The sequence below is a fragment of the Bacteroides sp. NGMCC 1.200775 genome (assembly GCF_040798045.1).
Classification (GTDB): domain Bacteria; phylum Bacteroidota; class Bacteroidia; order Bacteroidales; family Bacteroidaceae; genus Bacteroides; species Bacteroides hominis.
Genome location: NZ_JASCQK010000002.1, coordinates 218116 through 236668, shown reverse-complemented (window position 1 = coordinate 236668; position 18553 = coordinate 218116). Strand labels below are relative to the sequence as shown.

The 18553-nt window shown below is 44.6% G+C and carries 12 protein-coding genes; 4 read left to right on the top strand and 8 right to left on the bottom strand.

The window, feature by feature from the left end:
* Window positions 1-57 precede the first annotated feature (57 nt).
* The 5 genes from QK890_RS07425 to QK890_RS07405 form a co-directional block, all read right to left on the bottom strand.
* Window positions 58-2325, bottom strand: coding sequence for a GH92 family glycosyl hydrolase (locus tag QK890_RS07425; RefSeq protein ID WP_250712231.1), 2268 nt, complete (start codon window positions 2323-2325; stop codon window positions 58-60).
* 29 nt (window positions 2326-2354) lie between these two features.
* Window positions 2355-3353: a FecR family protein gene (locus tag QK890_RS07420; protein WP_032542457.1), complete on the bottom strand. Its 999-nt coding sequence runs from the start codon at window positions 3351-3353 to the stop codon at window positions 2355-2357.
* 52 nt (window positions 3354-3405) lie between these two features.
* Window positions 3406-3960 carry an RNA polymerase sigma-70 factor gene (locus tag QK890_RS07415; protein WP_005775460.1) on the bottom strand — a complete coding sequence of 185 codons (555 nt, stop codon included), beginning with the start codon at window positions 3958-3960 and terminating at the stop codon, window positions 3406-3408.
* Window positions 3961-3975: 15 nt separating this feature from the next.
* Window positions 3976-6177, bottom strand: coding sequence for a GH92 family glycosyl hydrolase (locus tag QK890_RS07410; RefSeq protein ID WP_250712230.1), 2202 nt, complete (start codon window positions 6175-6177; stop codon window positions 3976-3978).
* Window positions 6178-6681: 504 nt separating this feature from the next.
* On the bottom strand, window positions 6682-7875 hold the full coding sequence (locus QK890_RS07405) for a multidrug effflux MFS transporter (protein ID WP_220576647.1): 1194 nt from the start codon (window positions 7873-7875) through the stop codon (window positions 6682-6684).
* A gap of 149 nt (window positions 7876-8024) precedes the next feature.
* Here QK890_RS07405 and QK890_RS07400 point away from each other — a divergent pair, with 149 nt between their 5' ends.
* Together QK890_RS07400 and QK890_RS07395 are read left to right on the top strand one after the other, a co-directional pair.
* Window positions 8025-8879, top strand: a complete 855-nt coding sequence (locus tag QK890_RS07400) for a response regulator transcription factor (protein ID WP_250712229.1) — start codon at window positions 8025-8027, stop codon at window positions 8877-8879.
* A gap of 749 nt (window positions 8880-9628) precedes the next feature.
* Entirely contained in the window at window positions 9629-10642 is a 1014-nt protein-coding gene (locus QK890_RS07395) for a BF3164 family lipoprotein (protein WP_250712228.1), read from the top strand.
* A 183-nt stretch (window positions 10643-10825) separates the two neighbouring features.
* On the opposite strand, the gene alaS is transcribed toward QK890_RS07395, so the two are convergent.
* The gene (gene alaS / locus QK890_RS07390; protein WP_101602585.1) at window positions 10826-13444 is read right to left on the bottom strand and encodes an alanine--tRNA ligase; all 2619 of its coding nucleotides are present in this window, start codon (window positions 13442-13444) and stop codon (window positions 10826-10828) included.
* A 103-nt stretch (window positions 13445-13547) separates the two neighbouring features.
* Between alaS and QK890_RS07385 the strand changes: the two genes are divergently transcribed.
* Entirely contained in the window at window positions 13548-14516 is a 969-nt protein-coding gene (locus QK890_RS07385) for a M23 family metallopeptidase (protein WP_250712227.1), read from the top strand.
* 14 nt (window positions 14517-14530) lie between these two features.
* Complete coding sequence (locus QK890_RS07380; protein ID WP_005775470.1) at window positions 14531-14896, top strand: MerR family transcriptional regulator; 366 nt, start codon at window positions 14531-14533, stop codon at window positions 14894-14896.
* A gap of 43 nt (window positions 14897-14939) precedes the next feature.
* On the opposite strand, the gene QK890_RS07375 is transcribed toward QK890_RS07380, so the two are convergent.
* Window positions 14940-17186, bottom strand: a complete 2247-nt coding sequence (locus QK890_RS07375; protein WP_032539580.1) for a bifunctional (p)ppGpp synthetase/guanosine-3',5'-bis(diphosphate) 3'-pyrophosphohydrolase — start codon at window positions 17184-17186, stop codon at window positions 14940-14942.
* Window positions 17187-17254: 68 nt separating this feature from the next.
* Entirely contained in the window at window positions 17255-18553 is a 1299-nt protein-coding gene (locus QK890_RS07370; RefSeq protein ID WP_032537329.1) for a lytic transglycosylase domain-containing protein, read from the bottom strand.

Sequence of the window (18553 nt, the reverse complement as noted above, 5' to 3'; positions counted from 1 at the left end):
TGTGTCCTCTGTGGTGAGTTTTGACACACCCTCTCTGTTCTCTCTTCCTGAGAGAGATTAGGGTTGCGGTCGCCGATCTGTCATCTCAATTTCCAGTGTACTTCCCGCCACAATGTCATCATGTGTGAAGAAAGGCTTTTCCAGCGGTTCCCCGTTCATCTTCATGCTTTTGATATACTTATTCTTTTTAGAGTTATTCTTGGCTATTACTATAAATTTCTTTCCATCAGGCAGATTGACTACAGCTTTGTCAAATGCAGGGCGTCCTATGGAATAAGCCGGTTTACCGGGGCATACTTGATAGAATCCCATGGAGTTCAGTACATACCAAGCGGACATTTGGCCGCAATCTTCATTACCCGATAGTCCGTCTACGGTATTGGCATATTGGCTGCGGTATACACTGTCTACCAATTCCTGAGTTCGCCATGGACGGTTCACGTAGTTGTACATGTGAATCACGTGATGGCTTGGTTCATTTCCATGTGCATATTGGCCGATCAGTCCGCTGATATCCGAAGAGATCGTTTCGCCCTCCAGTGAGGAGTCGGCGGTAAACAGAGAATCCAGTTTGCCGACAAAGGCATCTTCACCTCCCATCAGTTTCACCAAACCTTCGATATCGTGGGGGACAAACCAGGTCCACTGCCAGGCAGTTCCTTCGCAATAGTCGTCGTTGCGGTGAGTAGATGAACGTGGATTGAACGGAGTGCGCCATTCCCCCTTACTGTCCAGTCCCCGCATAAAACGGGTTTCCGGGTCGAAGTAGAATTCATAAGCTTTCGCAAAGCGGGCATATTTATCCCGGGTGTCATAGTCATTCAGTGCATCGGCAAAGATTGAAATGCACCAGTCATCATAAGCATATTCCAATGCTTTGGCAACCGATTCGTTTTCGCGGTCGCATGGCACGTAACCGATCGAGTTTTTATAATATTTTGCTTTCGGCATCAAGTGAGGCAGCACCAGGGCAGGACATTTGATTCCTGTCGTATCATATTCAGCCGCACGCACACACGCACGATAAGCCTCTTGAATATCGAAGTTGCGGTCACCTTTCATATACGCATCTACAATAACAGGAACAGCATGGTAGCCAATCATTGTACCGGTATAATTGGAAGCCATGTCCCACATCGGGAAAATCCCACCTTCCTGTTGCTTTTTGATCAGAGAACGTATAAAGTCATTGTTCAGGTCCGGATCGATAATGGTCATCAACGGATGAAGTGCACGGAAAGTATCCCACAGTGAGAAGATGGTATACATCGGATTAAGCGTGTCACCTTGATGTACTTGTAGGTCCATGCCCAGATAGCGTCCGTCCACATCTGTAAACAGGTTTGGGCTGACGGCAGTGTGATAAAGTGCGGTGTAGAAAATGGTCTTATCATCCTTGTCATTCGTGGTGATATCTATCTTCGATAAAGTTTTGTTCCATGCTTTGCGTGCTTCCTTACGTACTCCGTCAAAGTCCCAGTCGGGTATTTCTGCTTCCACATTTTTGCGTGCGCCTTCTATATCTACGGCGGATATTCCGACTTTTACAAATACTTGTTCGTCTTTTGCCGTGTTAAAGTGTAGCAGTACTTTGCAGGTCGGCAGTAATTTACCTCCTTCGTCAAGCGCCATCGAGTCGGTTACCAGTGTGTAAGTGAAAGGTTTTGAGAATTTTGCATAAAAGTTGATGTATTGGTCGAAGGCCCAGTACATTGTTTTCTTTCGTCCACAAATTTCGGTAGGGCTGATGACTTCTATCTCCATCTCTTTATTGGTCTGTCGTTGCAGGCTATAGTCAAAATCGAGGATGAATCCGGCTTCTCTACTTTCCGGGAAAGTGTATCTGTGGATGGCTGCCCGTTTGGTTGCAGTTAGTTCGGCCTTTACCTGATAGGTGTCCAGGAAAACGGAGTAATAGCCCGGTTCGGCAGTCTCGTTCTGGTGTGAAAAGCTGGAAGCATAAGCCATCTTCTGGCTCTGTGAACCTGTTGGGAGATATTTCTGTTCGCCTACCGTAGGCATCAGCAGCACATCCCCATAGTCACAACAACCGGTTCCGCTCAGGTGGGTGTGTGAAAATCCGTTGATGGTAGAGTCTGCATAGTAATAGCCCGAACAAGCGTCCCACCCATCTATACGGGTGTCCGGGCTGGGTGAAATCATGCCATGGGGCAGGATAGCGCCCGGAAAAGTGTGGCCGTGTCCGCCGGTACCGATAAATGGGTTGACATAGGCTGCATAATCAGTTATGTCCGGCGAGTTTGTGCAGGAGTTCAGAGACAATAAGCCTCCTAAACATCCCGCCAGGAATGTTCTAAATCTCATGGTACTATATGTTTATTTTAATTAGTTGTTTACTTGTTACGTGAAGAAATAAAAATATTATCTCCCACGATCTTATAACTGATTGGTATAGAGTTGTCCAGTGATTGGAGTACAGACTCTATATTATCTTTCTTTTTCAGTACACCCGAATAAGTTTTGTCTGACTTTATATCGGGTGAGAGAATGATCTTCACATCATAAAAACGTTCCAGTGTCCGGGTGATGGCAAAGATGTCGGCTTGTTCAAACGGAATCAGGTCATTGTGCCATACGGCATCCAGTTTGGCATCTACCTGCTTCACTACCAGTCGGCGGGTTGTTTTATTCAGTTCGGCTTTTTGTCCCGGCGAAAGGATGATCATTCCTTCCTCATTGTTGCCTTTAACCTCTATTTCTCCTTCGATTAATGTCGCTTCCGCCAGTTTGTGGCTTTTGTCACACTTGAAGTTGAAAGTTGTGCCCAATACTTTGACGCGCATCGCTTCACTTTTTACGATGAAAGGACATTGGCGGTTTTTAGTGACCTCAAAGTAGGCTTCTCCGTCAAGGAATACATCTCTTTCGGTATTGGAGAACTCTCGTGGATACCTCAGCGTTGCCGACTGATTCAGCCATACCTTACTTCCATCGGGCAGTACTATTTCCTTCACTTTTCCGTCCGTAGATGAAGCTGTTATCATATCCCGGGTGGGGTCAGCCTGGTAATATAAATATCCGCCTCCGGCACCGACCATCAAAGCCAGTATGATGATGGCTGCATATCGCATCCATTGGTGCATTCTGATAACCTTGCGGCTATGTGCCTCCTCCTGAGCCAGCTTTTTGCATAGTCGTGCTTCTGCCCGGGCTGTTCTTTTCTGATCCGGGAAGCTGTCGTGTCTGCCCAGATGATATACCTCCTCCATCCGGAAAAGTCGGCGGGCATTGTCATCTGATTCCTTGATCCAAGCGTTTACTCTGGCAAAATCTTCGTCAGAACATTCGCCCGTCAGATATCTCATCAATATTTCTTCGCTCAGATTATTCATCTTTTCTTTTTCATTATATAATAGAAACAACTAATTCTTTAAAAACACTTATCTATTTGATAAAAAATAATAGGAATAAAAGCCATAAATGGCTAAGACGGCTGCGTAAGAACTTCAGCGCCTTGTACATGTGGGCTTCTACCGTGCGTAAAGATACTCCCATTACGTCAGCTATCTCTTTATTTTTCATTTCGTGCAGGTAGCTCAGTTTGAATACCTCCTTACATTTGTCCGGCAGTTCATTGATGGCTTCGTAGATTTCGTTCCGCAATTCACGGTCTTCTATTCGCCGAATAACTTCGTTGTTGTCCGGTTGGTAGAATTCAGCCCGTTTCTGGTTGATTTCTTCTACAGCGGCGCAGTATCCATCCTCTATACTGCGATGTTTCAGCACATTCAGCGCCCGGGTATATACCGCCCGGTAAAGGAAGGCCTGGATTTGGTCACCTATCACCATGGAGTCTTTTCGTCTCCACAGTTCCACAAATACGTCTTGAACCACGTCTTCTGCTTCTTCGTCACCCACCAGGCGGGTGGCGTAGAATATCAGGTTCGGATAGTATTTGCGAAACAGTGCTTTGTAGGTTATGTCAAATGTATCGTCCATCTTTTTAGCTACAGATTACCTCTTTTTTCCCATCTCAAATTCAAGGGTTGCACCACTCATGATCTGTTCATGTGTAATATAACTCTTATCATAGGGTTTCCCATTCAACTTGGTTGACAGGATATAAATGTTTTCCTTGTTGACTGCGGGAGCTTTGACAGTGAATGTTTTTCCGTTGCCGAGGTGCATTTGTATTTCCGGGAAAAGGGGAGTGCCTATCTCATATTTACCGCTTATCGGATCGACGGGATAGAATCCCATAGCGCTGAATACATACCAGGCAGACATTTGCCCGCAGTCTTCATTACCACAAAGTCCGGCAGGAGTGTTCTGATAAAGTTCGTTCATCACTTTGGCTACATACTCCTGAGTCTTCCAAGGCTGACCTACTGCATTGTATAAGTAGATGACGTGGTGGCTGGGTTCATTGCCGTGTGCGTATTGTCCGATCATTCCGGTGCTGAACAGAGGAAGTTCGTCATCAGCCGAGGGATGGAAGGTGAACATGCTGTCCAGCTTTTGGGTAAAGCGTTCTTTTCCTCCGACCAGGCTGATCAGTCCGTCTACATCGTGTTGTACTGACCAGAAGTATTGCCAGCCGTTGCTTTCACAGATGTGAGGAGTATAAGCGTCTGCTTCAAAGCCTTTCTGGAATTCTCCTTTGTCATCACGTGGCTGCATAAACGAGGTGGCAGGGTTATACACATTACGATAATTCTGCGACCGCTTATAAAATTCGTCCGCAATCTCTTTCTTTCCCAGTTTTTCTGCCATACGAGCTATGCAGTGATCATCGTAGGCATATTCCAGTGTTTTAGACAATGACCAGTTTTCGGCATTATAACTGTCTTTTTCATTGAAGGGGACATAGCCCAGTTTTTTGTAAGCGCCTATTCCGCGATAGTTGTCCAGATTGGCGGTAACTACACAGGCTTCCAGTGCTTTTTCGGGATCGAAATTGCCTATACCTTTTAAATAAGCATCCACAATTACGGGAACAGCATGATAACCGATCATCATGTCGGTTTCACTTCCATAAAAGTTCCAGACCGGTAAACGCCCGTTCTGTTCGTAGAATGCAAGAAATGATTTCACCATGTCGTTCACTCGTTCCGGTTCGGTATATGTGAACAGAGGATGTGCGGCACGATATGTATCCCACAGTGAGAAAGTGCTGTAGTTCACCCATCCGTTTGCTTGATGTATCTTTTTATCCGGTCCGTAGTAAGCACCGTCCACATCGCTGTAGATGGTGGGGGCAAGCATACTGTGGTACATCGCAGTGTAGAAGTTTACCCGGTCGTCTTTGTTGTCACCTTTGATTTCTATTTTAGAGAGCTGCCTATTCCAGTTGTCACGGGCAGCCTCACGGTATTTTTCAAAATCATTTTCAGGCACTTCAGCTGTCAGGTTCTTGGCGGCACCTTCCATGCTTACGCCTGACAGTGCTGTATTGACAAGAATCTGTTCACCGTCTTCCGTGTCAAAGTCGAAACGGGCTACAGTAGCGGTACCTATTCGTTTACCGTCTTTCATAATGGCGGTAGTATCCATCTGTACGGCAGCAAAAGGCTTGGAGAAGCGGGTGCGGAAGTATACGTGTTGATTTCGTGCCCATCCGTCGGAAAAGCGATATCCCTGAATAGTCACCGAATCTATTACTTCTATGTGAGAGTCGTTGGTGAAGTCCCAGTTCATAGCCTTTTTCAGGTTGAGGAAGATAGCGGCTTTCGCTTCGGGAAAAGTGTAACGCTGAATGCCACACCGTTCGGTGGCTGTCAATTCTACATTGATTCCATAATCTTTCAGCAGTACCTGATAATATCCTGCCGTGGCGCTTTCGTCCTGATGGGAAAATTTGGAGTAGACGCCCAACGGAGCTTCTGCTTCTTTGTAGGGCAAGGTGACAGGCATAAACGAAATGTCATATAAGTCTCCGGCTCCCGTACCCGAAAGGTGAGTATGGCTGAACCCGGCAATTGTGCTGTCGGGATAGAAATATCCTGAAATGCGGTCCCAGCCGGGCAGTCCGTTGTCCGGACTAAGCTGAACCATGCCGAAAGGTGCTTGCGCTCCGGGATATGTGTTACCGGTGAAGTCTGTTCCGATAAATGGGTTTACATATTGTGTGTAATCAGTGGTTGTCTGCTTGGGGGCAGACGTACAGGCTGTAAATACGAATAAAAGAATAAATGATAAATGAAAAAATGCTTTCATGCGGCTTGGGTTAGAATTTTAGTAATTGATTGATTCAGTGTACAAAGGTAGAGAATATAAATGTAAAACGAAAGAACTTGTGTGTGGATTGATTCGTCTTTTTGTTTTTCGGTTCGTTATTACGGGGTAGGAGGACTGCTATTCTAAACTGCTGAGTGTAGACAATACATTTTCCGTTTCGGTTATCTCTTCTTTGTGTTTTGAAAATAGATATGTATAGATAAAGTACTTCTTCCCCCCCTGGGCGATCGAATGTATAAGTGTGATTTGTGCAGAGTTCCTATAGGTGGTTTAAAGGAAGGGAATCATTGGTTTAAAACCGAAGGGGCATTGGTTTTAAAGGAAGGACCTTTTGCTTTTAAACTAATGTTTGGGCAGTTAAAGGTCTGTTTATAGGTGAATTGTAATTTATGCTACGTTTCGACTTTATCTTCTGTAAGTCGTATTGGATTTGGAACTTCCTTTTGACGTTTGTCAGGAAGAGATATTTGAATGTGAAAGCTTTCAATGATATAGCAGTCCGGAGGGCTGAGCGGATCGTGACAATACATATCGCGTGCACGCATAGGTACAAACAGAACCTGCTAAAAACAATATTCCGGTAGAGGTCATCATATCTCCTAAACTTACCAGGGGCGATACGATACCTCCGAATGCAAACCCGGTGGCTCCCAAAAGTGCCGAAGCAATGCCTGCATTCCGTCGCTCACACTCCATGGCTAACGTGTTGGATGCCGTAAAAGTCATGCCAATCATGGAGAGTAGAGCGAAGATCAATAACTCGTAGATCCAAAAATCACAACCCAGAGGCAAGAGCACCATTGACAGCGCAGATACTAACAACATGCCCCGGCTTCCTATATATAAAGCCCGTTCCATAGTAGGCAATTTTATCGATATTGCTGAAGAGATAACCATTGCTATCGCATTGATTCCAAAGCAGAGGCTGAACGATAGGGGAGAGAGTCCGTAGTGTTGCTGCATGATGAATGGTGCAGAAGAGATATTGGCAAACAATATTCCCATGGTAAAGCCATATTGCAGGACGTAGCCTACATAACGGCGGTTGCGGAGGACTTCTCCAAAACGATGGTATAGGGCTTGCCAACTCACAGCCTGTCTGTGTTCTGTCGGAAGCGACTCATTCAGGTGCAGACTTCCGGATAGGAGAGCCACTCCCATAAGGAATAAGCAGATAAAAATGCCTTGCCAGCCTGTTATCTGGGCCAGAATACCTCCTCCGATGGGGGCAACGACTGTAGCAATTCCGTTTATTCCCCCGATAATGGCGAGCATACCGGCCAGTTGGTGTCCCGAATACTCGTCGGTAGCTATGGAGCGGGAAATCACGACGCCACCTGCTCCGGCAATGCCTTGTAAGAATCGGGATACCACAAATAGTGAAATGGTGTGTGAAAAGATACATCCCAGCGTAGCGAGCAGGAACAGAATCATAGCCAGAAGTAATGGAGAACGCCGTCCGTACTTGTCACTCAGGGGACCGAAGATTAATTGTCCGGCAGCCAAACCAATCATACTGGTGGTGAGTCCTAATTGTACCATGGAAGATGAAGTCTGGAAAAAATCTGCCATAGCCGGCAGGGTAGGCAAATACATATCCATTATAAAAGGACCGAAGGCACTTAATACACCTAAAAATAATAATAAGAACCGTCTGGAATTCTGTCTGTCAGTCATTGCTATTCTCTTTGATCAATACAGTCGCAAAATTACTTCATTTGTTAGGAACCGGACGTAGGCTAATCTGTACAAAATATGTTGTTTTCAGAACAAAATAGTCCGAATACAAAAAATAAACCTACATTTGTTGCCTAAAACAGACTTTTATGAAAACAGACCAATTGCTTGCCGATACGAAAACGATCCGATATGAAGAGACCGATCTGACTTCTTTGATATCGACTCCATATCATTTCCGGTGTGGTATCTATCTGATTTGTACGCGGGGGGAAGCCATTGTCTCTACCGGTGTGCAGAAATATATATTTAATGAACAGACAGAACTGATCTTCCTGACCGGTAGCCTGCTGCAAGTGCTTGAAGCTTCCGAGGATTTGCAGGTGAAAATGTTGATGTTTCCTAAAGAAGCATTTCTAAATGCCATGTTACCTATTGATACACCCTACTTTAATTATACTCACGAACATCCCTGTTACCGCCATACTGCTGACGAACGAAGTCAGAAGACTTGGCGCCAGATCAATTTGTGGATGGATATGGCACAAATGTTGTTTACCGAACCGATGCCGCAGTTCAGAGGACAACAAGAGCACAATTTTTTGCAAAGTTTGCTCATGTGGCTGTTTAATACGATTCCGGAAAAGTGGGCTGTCAGCAAGCAATATAGCCGTACTCAATTACTCTGCCACCGGTTTATGCAATTGATCCGCGAATATAGTATGCATGAACATCAGGTCGCTTTTTATGCCGGAAAACTTTGTATATCGTCTCGTTACCTGCATAAAATTACAGTTCAGCATTTAGATGGAAAGAAACCCAAGCAGCTTATTGATGAACAGTTGGTGGCTGAAATAAAGGTACTGTTGAATGAACCCCGTCTATCTGTAACAGAGATAGCTGAGCAACTGCATTTTCCGGATCAATCCTATTTGACACATTTCTTTAAGAAGAATACAGGTATCTCTCCAAAAGAATTTCGGGCGATAAAGAATCTCGGATGAGGCTGAGTCTGCCCACTCTTCTCCGTTATTGTAATAGTGGGAGCATGGCTCTTTCATTTAACAACCGTCTTCCTCCCTTGCCTCCCCCACAAAACCTTCCATTCGCACACAGCGATGCGGAAGCAGTGCTTCGTTGTTTCTTTTTTAAGAAAGAATCCGGCCGACTATTACCGAAGAAATCCAGCAGATTAACCATTATAATACAACTCTTTATCCCATCCCGCATACCTGGGCTGATGAGCCCACATGCCCGGGCTGATGAGCCCGTATATCCGGGCCGATGAGCCCGCATACCTGGGCTGAGATAAAGATCCGACCATTTGCACTAAAGAGAGTAAGGGAAATGAAATGCTTTTAGAGAGATAAACGGATAAGAAATTGGATATATCCATTTGTTTTCCAAACCGTTACTACTGAAATTTCCCCTAAAACAGCGGGTGGAAGATGGAAGATGGGGGTGGAAGATAAATGGTATAAAAACCGCATCTTCCATCAATATATACATCTCACAATCAACGATATGAATTCTAAAAGGTGGAAGATGGAAGATCGAAACGTGTTTTTTGTATGAGAAGAAGGCGGGGTATGAAAGAGCCGTGTAGTGGGAGTAGAATAAAAAAGATAATTCTTGCTTTTCCGGGTTATTCTTGCTATTATTGCAACCATAGTAACAGGACTATGAAAAACTAATTTCGGGAAAAAGGTGATTTACATCAAAAAACACTTTTTCTTCCTCAAAAAGAAATTGTATGAAATATATTTGTTTTTGGGCATGTATATTGCCAATGATATTATGTTCAGGTTGCTCCTCTCCCCATTTTAAGGAAATAAGTTTGAATGATGCGGAGTTGGGATTCTGTTCTTTTCGTGAATTTGACTTAGATTCTACCAATATCTTATATCCGCGCGGACTTTTTTATTTTGATCATCACTTGATATTGGTTGAGGTAAAAAACAATCCGACACTTTCTTTCTGGACGTCAGACAGCTTGAAGTATGAGTTTTCATCGGGGTATATAGGCGGAGGCCCCAATGAGCTGATTCGTCCCCGCGCTGATTACTTTACAAGCTCCGATTCCAGTTTCTTTATCTTAGATTCTGATATAGAACGAGAAATCAAGATTGAAAACAGGGGCATTTGTATACTAAATAATATTCCGATAGCCGTTTCGGATGCAATAAATCAGCTGGTTCGATTGGATCATGGGCATTATATCATGAGCGGTAAAACGGATGGAGCTTCGGGTAAAGAGCATTTCATATATTCTAAAGGGGAATTTACCCCTTTTGGAGATTATCCTTCTACGGATTTAGAGAAGATGGAGCAAGCAAAATTCGATTATAAGTTTACAGCGGGAAAAATCGGAAAGAAGGTTATATTGGATTTTTATTTGTATCATAATCTTATACGGAAGTATAGTATAAAGGGAGAGCTGTTGCAGGAAATTAGGTTGCAGGATATTCCGGACAGGCATAATACGTATGAAAAGTTCAGGGAACAAAGTGTGTATCCTTATTGGCGCAAGGCTGTGGCTACTGATGATGCAATTTACGTTCTTTTTTATCAAGGAGTTACTGAGAAAGTAATATATAGTGAAGGAACAATACCGGAATTGCAAGTATGGGATTGGGAGGGAAAGCTGAAAAAGAGATTTTTATTTGATAAAATCTATGATAATTTTACTGTCTCTCCCGACGGTCGGTTGTATGCATTGAATACACAGGAGCCATATAAGATATATACTTATGAAGTAGGTAAATAATGCTTTGCCATTGGATAAAGTGAGTTTATGATATTTGCGTCCGATGAAGGGGGAATGAAATAGAAAGAGCCCGGCACAATACCGGGCTCTTTACTCGGGAGACTATGAGGTTTGATCTGACTTCCAGCTTTATATGGAAAATTTTGGACAGCGTGGCTCCCTTCTCGTGGAGAGTCGGGACTTTTAGATACCTGCCAGTTCCAGTACCTTTTCAACAGCAGCGTTCAGTCCGTCCGGATTCTTACCGCCGGCTGTCGCAAAGTGAGGTTGACCGCCACCGCCACCTTGAATCAGTTTGGCAGCTTCTTTTACCAGATTACCTGCTTTCAATCCGCCTGCAACCAGATTATCGCTGATCATGACCGTCAGCATTGGCTTGTTGGCATCAACTGTTCCGGCTACAAAGAACAGGTTCTCTGTAATTTCGCCACGGAGTTGGAAAGCGATGTTCTTCACTACTTCCGCGGGCATCGGCAGGCAGAACTTAATGACTTTAATGCCGTTAATCTCTTGTACATTCTTCAGCAGGCGTTCTTTGACGGCGGCTTCTTTCTCTTTCATAAAGTCTTCCACCTGTTTTTTCAGCCCTGCGTTTTCATCGATATACTTACGAATGGCTACGCCAAGGTCGGGAGCATTGTTGAAAAGAGCTTTCAAATCGCTCAAAGTATCCTGGATCGTATCCAGCATTTCTTCTACGCGGGCTCCGGTATATGCTTCGATACGGCGTACACCGGCAGCTACTGAACTCTCAGAGATAATTTTTACCATACCGATGTTTCCGGTAGCAGCAACGTGAGTACCTCCACAGAATTCAATGGATGAGCCGAACTGGATAACACGTACGTGGTCACCATACTTCTCACCGAACAGGGCGATTGCCCCCAGTTCTTTAGCTTCTTCGATAGGGATGTTGCGATGTTCCTGCAATGGAACATTGGCACGTATCTTTGCATTTACCAAATGCTCCACTTTGCGGATTTCTTCATCCGTTACTTTCTGGAAGTGAGAGAAGTCGAAGCGCAGAGAATCCGGAGTTACCAAGGAGCCTTTCTGTTCAACATGTTCTCCCAATACTTCACGGAGTGCTTCGTCCAGTAAGTGAGTGGCAGAGTGATTGGCTGCACAAGCTGCACGTTTGTCGGTGTTTACACAAGCCATCATCGGAGCCTCCGGATGTTCGGGAAGTTTTTTTGTTATGTGTATCGGAAGATTGTTTTCTTTTTTAGTGTCGATCACTTCAATAGTTTCGAACTCACTTACCAATACACCGGTGTCACCTACCTGACCACCGCTTTCTGCATAGAACGGGGTATAATCTAATACGATTTGGTACAGAGTCTGATTTTTCTGTTTCACCTGGCGATAACGCAGAATAGAGGTTTCATATTCTGTATAGTCATACCCTACGAATTCTGTTGTGCCTTCTTTCAAAATAATCCAGTCGCCTGTTTCAATGGCAGCGGCGTTGCGTGCACGTTGTTTTTGCTGTTGCATTTCGGCGTCGAATTCCACTGTGTTTACTGTCATGCCGTTTTCACGCAGAATCAGTTCTGTCAGATCGAGCGGGAAACCAAACGTATCATACAGCGTAAAGGCGTCTTTGCCACTGATTTCTGTTTTTCCGGTGGCTTTTGTGTCCGCCATGGTTTTGTCGAGCAAGCGGATACCGGTTTCCAAAGTGCGTAGGAATGATTCTTCTTCTTCTTTGATAACCTTTTCGATCAACTCTTTTTGAGCAATCAGTTCCGGATAAGCATCACCCATGCTGTCAATCAGAACCGGAAGCAATTTGTACATAAACGCTTGTTTCTGTCCAAGGAATGTATATCCGTAGCGAACGGCACGGCGGAGGATACGACGAATCACATAACCGGCTTTGGCATTCGACGGCAATTGTCCGTCGGTGATTGAGAAAGCGATAGTACGGATATGGTCGGCAATCACACGCATAGCGATGTCGTTCTGTTCATTCTTGCCATATTCTGTTCCCGCCATTTGAGCGATTGATTTGATCAGTGGCTGGAATACGTCAGTGTCGTAATTGGATGTTTTACCTTGCAAAGCCATGCAAAGACGTTCGAATCCCATACCGGTATCGATAACTTTTGCCGGTAGCGGTTCGAGGCTGCTGTCGGCCTTGCGGTTGTATTGCATGAATACGAGGTTCCAGATTTCTATTACCTGGGGATGATCATGGTTCACCAAATCGCGTCCTGAAATCTTAGCACGTTCTTCAGCCGGGCGGAGGTCGATGTGGATCTCCGAGCAAGGACCGCAGGGACCTGTATCACCCATTTCCCAAAAGTTATCATGCTTGTTGCCGTTGATGATATGGTCTTTGGGAAGGAATTGTTCCCAGATGGAAGCTGCTTCGTTATCACGTTCCAGCCCTTCTTCGGGGCTTCCTTCGAACACCGTGGCATACAGGTGTTCCGGGTTCAGCTTCAATACATCTACCAGATATTCCCATGCCCAGCTGATGGCTTCTTTCTTGAAATAATCGCCGAATGACCAGTTACCCAGCATTTCGAACATGGTGTGATGATACGTATCGTGTCCCACTTCTTCAAGGTCATTGTGCTTTCCGCTTACGCGAAGACATTTTTGCGAGTCCGCGACTCTGTGGTATTTCGCCGGGTGGTTACCCAAAATAATATCTTTAAACTGGTTCATCCCTGCATTGGTAAACATCAGGGTAGGGTCATCTTTAATCACCATCGGAGCCGAAGGAACAATCTGATGTCCTTTTGACTCGAAGAAATTCTTAAACGAATCTCTGGTTTCTTTTGCAGTCAACATACTTCTATATATCTATTGTTGAGGTTAATATTCTGAAAAAAGCAGTGCAAAGATAGCTTGTTTTTATTATTTTTGCCGTATTAACAAGCGAAATATTTATAAGATGCGCAAAGTTTACTATATCTATAATCCGCAAACGCAGACTTATGACCGGATTTATCCGACTGTCCGACAACGGGCATTGAGCATTCTCCGCCGTCTTTTTATCGGGATGGGGCTGGGGGCCGGCAGTTTCATTATATTGTTACTGATTTTCGGTTCTCCTTCAGAGAAGGAGTTGCGGAAAGAGAATAGCCAACTTTTGGCACAATATAATGTTCTTTCTCGTCGTCTTGACGAAGCAATGGGAGTGCTTCAGGACATTCAGCAACGTGATGATAACCTTTACAGGGTCATTTTTATGGCCGATCCCGTTTCACCGGCCATTCGTCAGGCGGGCTATGGCGGTACGAACCGTTATGAAGAACTGATGGATATGGCCAACTCAAAACTGGTGATTAATACGACTCAGAAGATGGACGTGCTGAGTAAGCAACTTTATATACAATCCAAGTCGTTTGACGATGTGGTGGCGATGTGTAAAAATCATGACCAGATGTTAAAGTGTATTCCTGCCATCCAGCCGATATCTAATAAAGATCTTCGGAAGACAGCTTCCGGTTATGGTACACGTATCGACCCTATTTACGGAACGACGAAGTTTCATGCCGGAATGGACTTTTCTGCTCATCCCGGGACGGATGTGTATGCCACTGGTGACGGGACAGTGGTGAAAATGGGGTGGGAGACCGGTTATGGCAATACTGTTGAGATTGATCATGGCTTCGGGTATCGTACCCGTTATGCTCATTTGCAGGAGTTTCGTACTAAACTGGGTAAAAAAGTGGTACGCGGTGAGGTGATTGCCGGAGTGGGAAGCACCGGAAAGAGCACCGGACCGCATTTGCATTACGAAGTGCATGTCAAGGGGCAAGTGGTGAATCCGGTTAATTATTACTTCATGGATTTAAGTGCGGAAGATTATGAACGTATGATTCAGATAGCTGCCAACCACGGTAAAGTGTTTGACTAAACAAAAAGAGAATTATGCAAAATACAGAAAGGGATCTGAAATTATATTACTCTATCAGTGAAGTTGCCCAGATGTTCGATGTCAATGAGTCGTTGCTTCGTTTTTGGGAGAAGGAGTTTCCGCAAATTGCCCCTAAAAAGGGTAGCCGTGGGGTACGCCAATACCGGAAAGAGGATGTAGAAACCATCCGTCTGATTTATCACTTGGTGAAGGAACGGGGGATGACTTTGCCCGGAGCCCGCCAAAAATTGAAAGATAATAGAGAGGCAACAATCCGGAACTTTGAGATTATCAATCGTCTTAAGCAGATTAGAGAAGAACTGCTTGGAATGAGGAATGCCCTTGATAGATTTTCAACGACGAACGGAGAGGAACGATGAACGCAGGTTGGTACTCCTGTTATCGTTCATCGTTGATGGTTCATTAGTTTTCTACGCGTGTCACTGACTTTATATTTGGAATCTTGCGCAAATTGTTGCAAATGGCTTTTACGTCTTCCACATCGTGCACGTATAACTGTACTTTTCCTTCAAAAATGCCGTCATTGGTCTCCATGTCCAGCTTTCGGATATTAACGTTCAGTTGGCGTGAAATGACCTGCGTGATTTCGTTCAGTAATCCTACATTATCTATGCCTTTTACATAAATATATACCAGGAAAGAAAGTTTCTTGTGTGTATCCCATTCTGTGGCAATGATACGGTTGCCATAACTGCTTTTTAACTTAGCCGCTACCGGACATTGGCGTTTATGGATGATGATGCGGTCGTTTTCATCCATATATCCCAGTACGTCGTCACCGGGGATGGGATGACAACATTCGGCCATGATATATTTCTTTTGCAGGGCATCTTCCGTCAGTTTAAGAATCTGTTTGGTATTAATCTTCTCTTTTTCTTGCGGTTCTTTTTCTTCCTGCTGTTTGTCTTTATTGTTGTTGCCAAAAGAGAAAGTCAGATACTTCATCCAGTTACTGCTTTGCTTCTCCTTCAGTTCATTCTTGTCGGCGTCTCCCAATACGATGGTTTTGTTGCCGATGGCTACAAGAAACTCCTCCTCGTTTTTCATGTTATGCAGTTTGCATAACTTCTCGATGACAGCTGCTTCCGGACGGATCTCCTCTTTCTTAAAGAATTCGTTCAACAATTCTTCTCCTTCTTTCTGGAAGGTTTTTCGTTCTTTACGCAGAATAGCTGCAATCTTTGCCCTTGCCCTTGCAGTAGTGGCAAATACTTCCCATTGTGGCTGTACACGTTGCGACTTGGATGTCAGTATCTCTACCTGATCTCCACTTTGTAATTTATGGCTTAGGGGCACCAGTTTATGATTGACTTTGGCGCCGATGCAATGGCTTCCTATATCTGTGTGCAGGGAGAATGCAAAATCCAGCGCAGTAGAGTTCTGTGGCATGGTTTTAAGCTCTCCTTTCGGAGTGAAGACAAAAATCTCCGAAGCAAATAAATTCAATTTGATTGTATCGAGGAAGTCGATGGCGTCCGGTTGCGGATCGTCGAGTATTTCTTTAATGGTACGCAGCCACTTTTCCAATTCACCTTCATCTTCGCTGCCTCCTCCTTCTTTATATTTCCAGTGGGCGGCAAATCCTTGTTCGGCCACATCGTTCATCCGTTCGCTACGTATCTGGACCTCGATCCATTGTCCGTTGTTTCCCATCAAGGTGACATGCAGTGCCTGGTATCCATTGGCTTTCGGGTGGCTCACCCAGTCGCGCAGGCGGTCGGGGTGGGGCTTATAGATTTTAGAGATTGAGACATAGATGTCAAAACAATCATTCAGTTCCTCCTCCATATTGCGTGGTTCGAAGATAATTCGTACAGCCAGCAGATCATAAATTTCTTCAAAGGGAACATGCTTGGTTTGCATTTTGTTCCAGATGGAGTAGATTGATTTCACGCGTGCCAGGATACGGTATTTTAGCCCCATCTTATCCAGTTGCTCTCGTATCGGGGCGGTGAATTCATTAAATACCTTGTCACGTTCGGCCGCTGTTGCGTTCAGCTTTTCTTCAATTTCCTGATATTCTTCAGGATGTTCATATTTGAAACTGAGGTTTTCCAGCTCTGTTTTGATCTTATACAGTCCCAGGCGGTTGGCAAGAGGTGCATAAATATACAATGTTTCGCCTGCGATCTTATACTGTTTGTTGGGTAACATAGAGCCGAGGGTACGCATGTTGTGCAGACGATCCGCTATTTTGATTAAGATCACCCGGATGTCATCGGACATCGTGAGCAGGAGCTTTTTAAAGTTCTCTGCCTGTGCCGAAGCGCGGTCACCAAAGATACCTCCGGAAATTTTAGTTAGCCCGTCGACAATTTGTGCGATTTTAGCTCCGAAAATGTTTTCGATATCTTCTACCGTATAGTCGGTATCTTCTACGACATCGTGCAAAAGGGCTGCACAAATGGAAGTCGAACCAAGCCCGATTTCGTTGCATACGATTTTTGCGACGGCAATGGGGTGCATGATATAAGGCTCCCCGGAGCGTCGTTTGATGCCTTTATGTGCCTGATTGGCAAAATTAAAGGCCTTGGTTATAATCTCAATACGTTTACGGTGCTTGGTAGCAAGATAATCGTTCAGCAATTCTTGAAAAGCTTGTTCAATCATTTGCTCTTCAGCTATTTCTTTCTGGTTCTCAGTGTCCATAATTTAGTCCTTTCGTTCCTTTTCTGCAAAAATAATCAAATTTAAACATCAGGCAAGCGAAAGGGGATTTATTTGTATATTTTCAAACGTTTTCCTGCGGAAATGTTAGTTCCCCGCAGTCCGTTCCAACTTTGAAGATCTTTTACGCGTACACCATATTTTGCTGCAATAGCTCCCAAGGTGTCTCCATTTTTGATTTTATAATATGTGGGTGTACCATTGCCTGCTTTGGCAGAGCTACCTTTCCTTCTGGAAGCAGGACTGTCATTTTTAATGGCTACTGTACGCCGGTTTTTGAATAATTCGTCGGCACGGTGGGCGTAAATAGTGTCCTGGCGATCGATGAACGAACTTACGGCGTTTTGTGGAAGGCGCAAAGTATAAGATTTGCTTTCACCCGGAATTATCTCTTTTTTGTATTGTGGATTGAGACTTCTGATTTGATCCATCGGAACATTGCACAAGTCGGCAATCTGTTGGAAGTGAAGGTTTTTGTTTACCTGAATCGTATCGGTGCTTTCCGGAATATCGGTTTCCATCGGACAGATATTATGATCGCAGTAATAGGTCATTACATAGTTGGCTGCTATAAATGCCGGTACATATCCTCTTGTTTCTTTGGGCAAGTAGTTATAGATGCTCCAATAGTCGGTTTCTCCTCCTGCACGGCGGATGGCTTTGTTGATGGTGCCCGGTCCGCAATTGTATGCTGCGATCACAAGATTCCAGTCATGATAAATATCATATAGATCTTTCAGGTAGCGTGCTGCTGCCCAAGTTGCCTTTATCGGGTCACGACGGTCGTCCACCAGGCTGTTCGATTCCAGCCCGTACATTTTGCCGGTTCCTATCATGAACTGCCACAAACCTCCTGCACCTGCGCGTGATACTGCCGACGGGTTCAGAGCCGATTCGATGATAGGTAAATACTTCAGCTCCAATGGCAGATTATACGCATCGAGAGCTTCTTCGAAGATAGGCATGTAGAAGTTGCAGGCACTCAGCATAAAAGATACCTGATTTCGCAGGCGGCCGGCATACATATCGATGAACTTACGTACGATTTCGTTGTATGGCATCTCCATTACGGTCGGCATGCGCGATAAGCGGTCGATATATACGGAGTCACTGAACAACGGATTGATTTCCGCCGTACTGCAATCTTTTCCTAAGTCAATGTAGTTTTTGGCTTTCCAGTCGTTGAGCAGACTATCGAGGGGATAAGTCATACTTTTCGGAAGCTCGATGCTTTCCTGGCGTTCTTTGCCGTTGTCGCGAATCACTACGTCTACACTCTGTGCGTTTACCTTTGGGGTGGCAAACAAAAACAATAAAATCAGGGGGCAATAGTTTGCTAATTTCTTCAT

What these genes read in the sequence shown, in the direction of transcription:
- QK890_RS07420 (WP_032542457.1), bottom strand. Translation starts at nt 3,353, where the DNA reads ATGAATAATCTGAGCGAAGAAATATTGATGAGATATCTGACGGGCGAA.
- QK890_RS07425 (WP_250712231.1), bottom strand. Translation starts at nt 2,325, where the DNA reads ATGAGATTTAGAACATTCCTGGCGGGATGTTTAGGAGGCTTATTGTCT.
- alaS (WP_101602585.1), bottom strand. Translation starts at nt 13,444, where the DNA reads ATGTTGACTGCAAAAGAAACCAGAGATTCGTTTAAGAATTTCTTCGAG.
- QK890_RS07370 (WP_032537329.1), bottom strand. Translation starts at nt 18,553, where the DNA reads ATGAAGAAATTAGCAAACTATTGCCCCCTGATTTTATTGTTTTTGTTT.
- QK890_RS07380 (WP_005775470.1), top strand. Translation starts at nt 14,531, where the DNA reads ATGCAAAATACAGAAAGGGATCTGAAATTATATTACTCTATCAGTGAA.
- QK890_RS07415 (WP_005775460.1), bottom strand. Translation starts at nt 3,960, where the DNA reads ATGGACGATACATTTGACATAACCTACAAAGCACTGTTTCGCAAATAC.
- QK890_RS07385 (WP_250712227.1), top strand. Translation starts at nt 13,548, where the DNA reads ATGCGCAAAGTTTACTATATCTATAATCCGCAAACGCAGACTTATGAC.
- QK890_RS07405 (WP_220576647.1), bottom strand. Translation starts at nt 7,875, where the DNA reads ATGACTGACAGACAGAATTCCAGACGGTTCTTATTATTATTTTTAGGT.
- QK890_RS07395 (WP_250712228.1), top strand. Translation starts at nt 9,629, where the DNA reads ATGAAATATATTTGTTTTTGGGCATGTATATTGCCAATGATATTATGT.
- QK890_RS07375 (WP_032539580.1), bottom strand. Translation starts at nt 17,186, where the DNA reads ATGGACACTGAGAACCAGAAAGAAATAGCTGAAGAGCAAATGATTGAA.
- QK890_RS07410 (WP_250712230.1), bottom strand. Translation starts at nt 6,177, where the DNA reads ATGAAAGCATTTTTTCATTTATCATTTATTCTTTTATTCGTATTTACA.
- QK890_RS07400 (WP_250712229.1), top strand. Translation starts at nt 8,025, where the DNA reads ATGAAAACAGACCAATTGCTTGCCGATACGAAAACGATCCGATATGAA.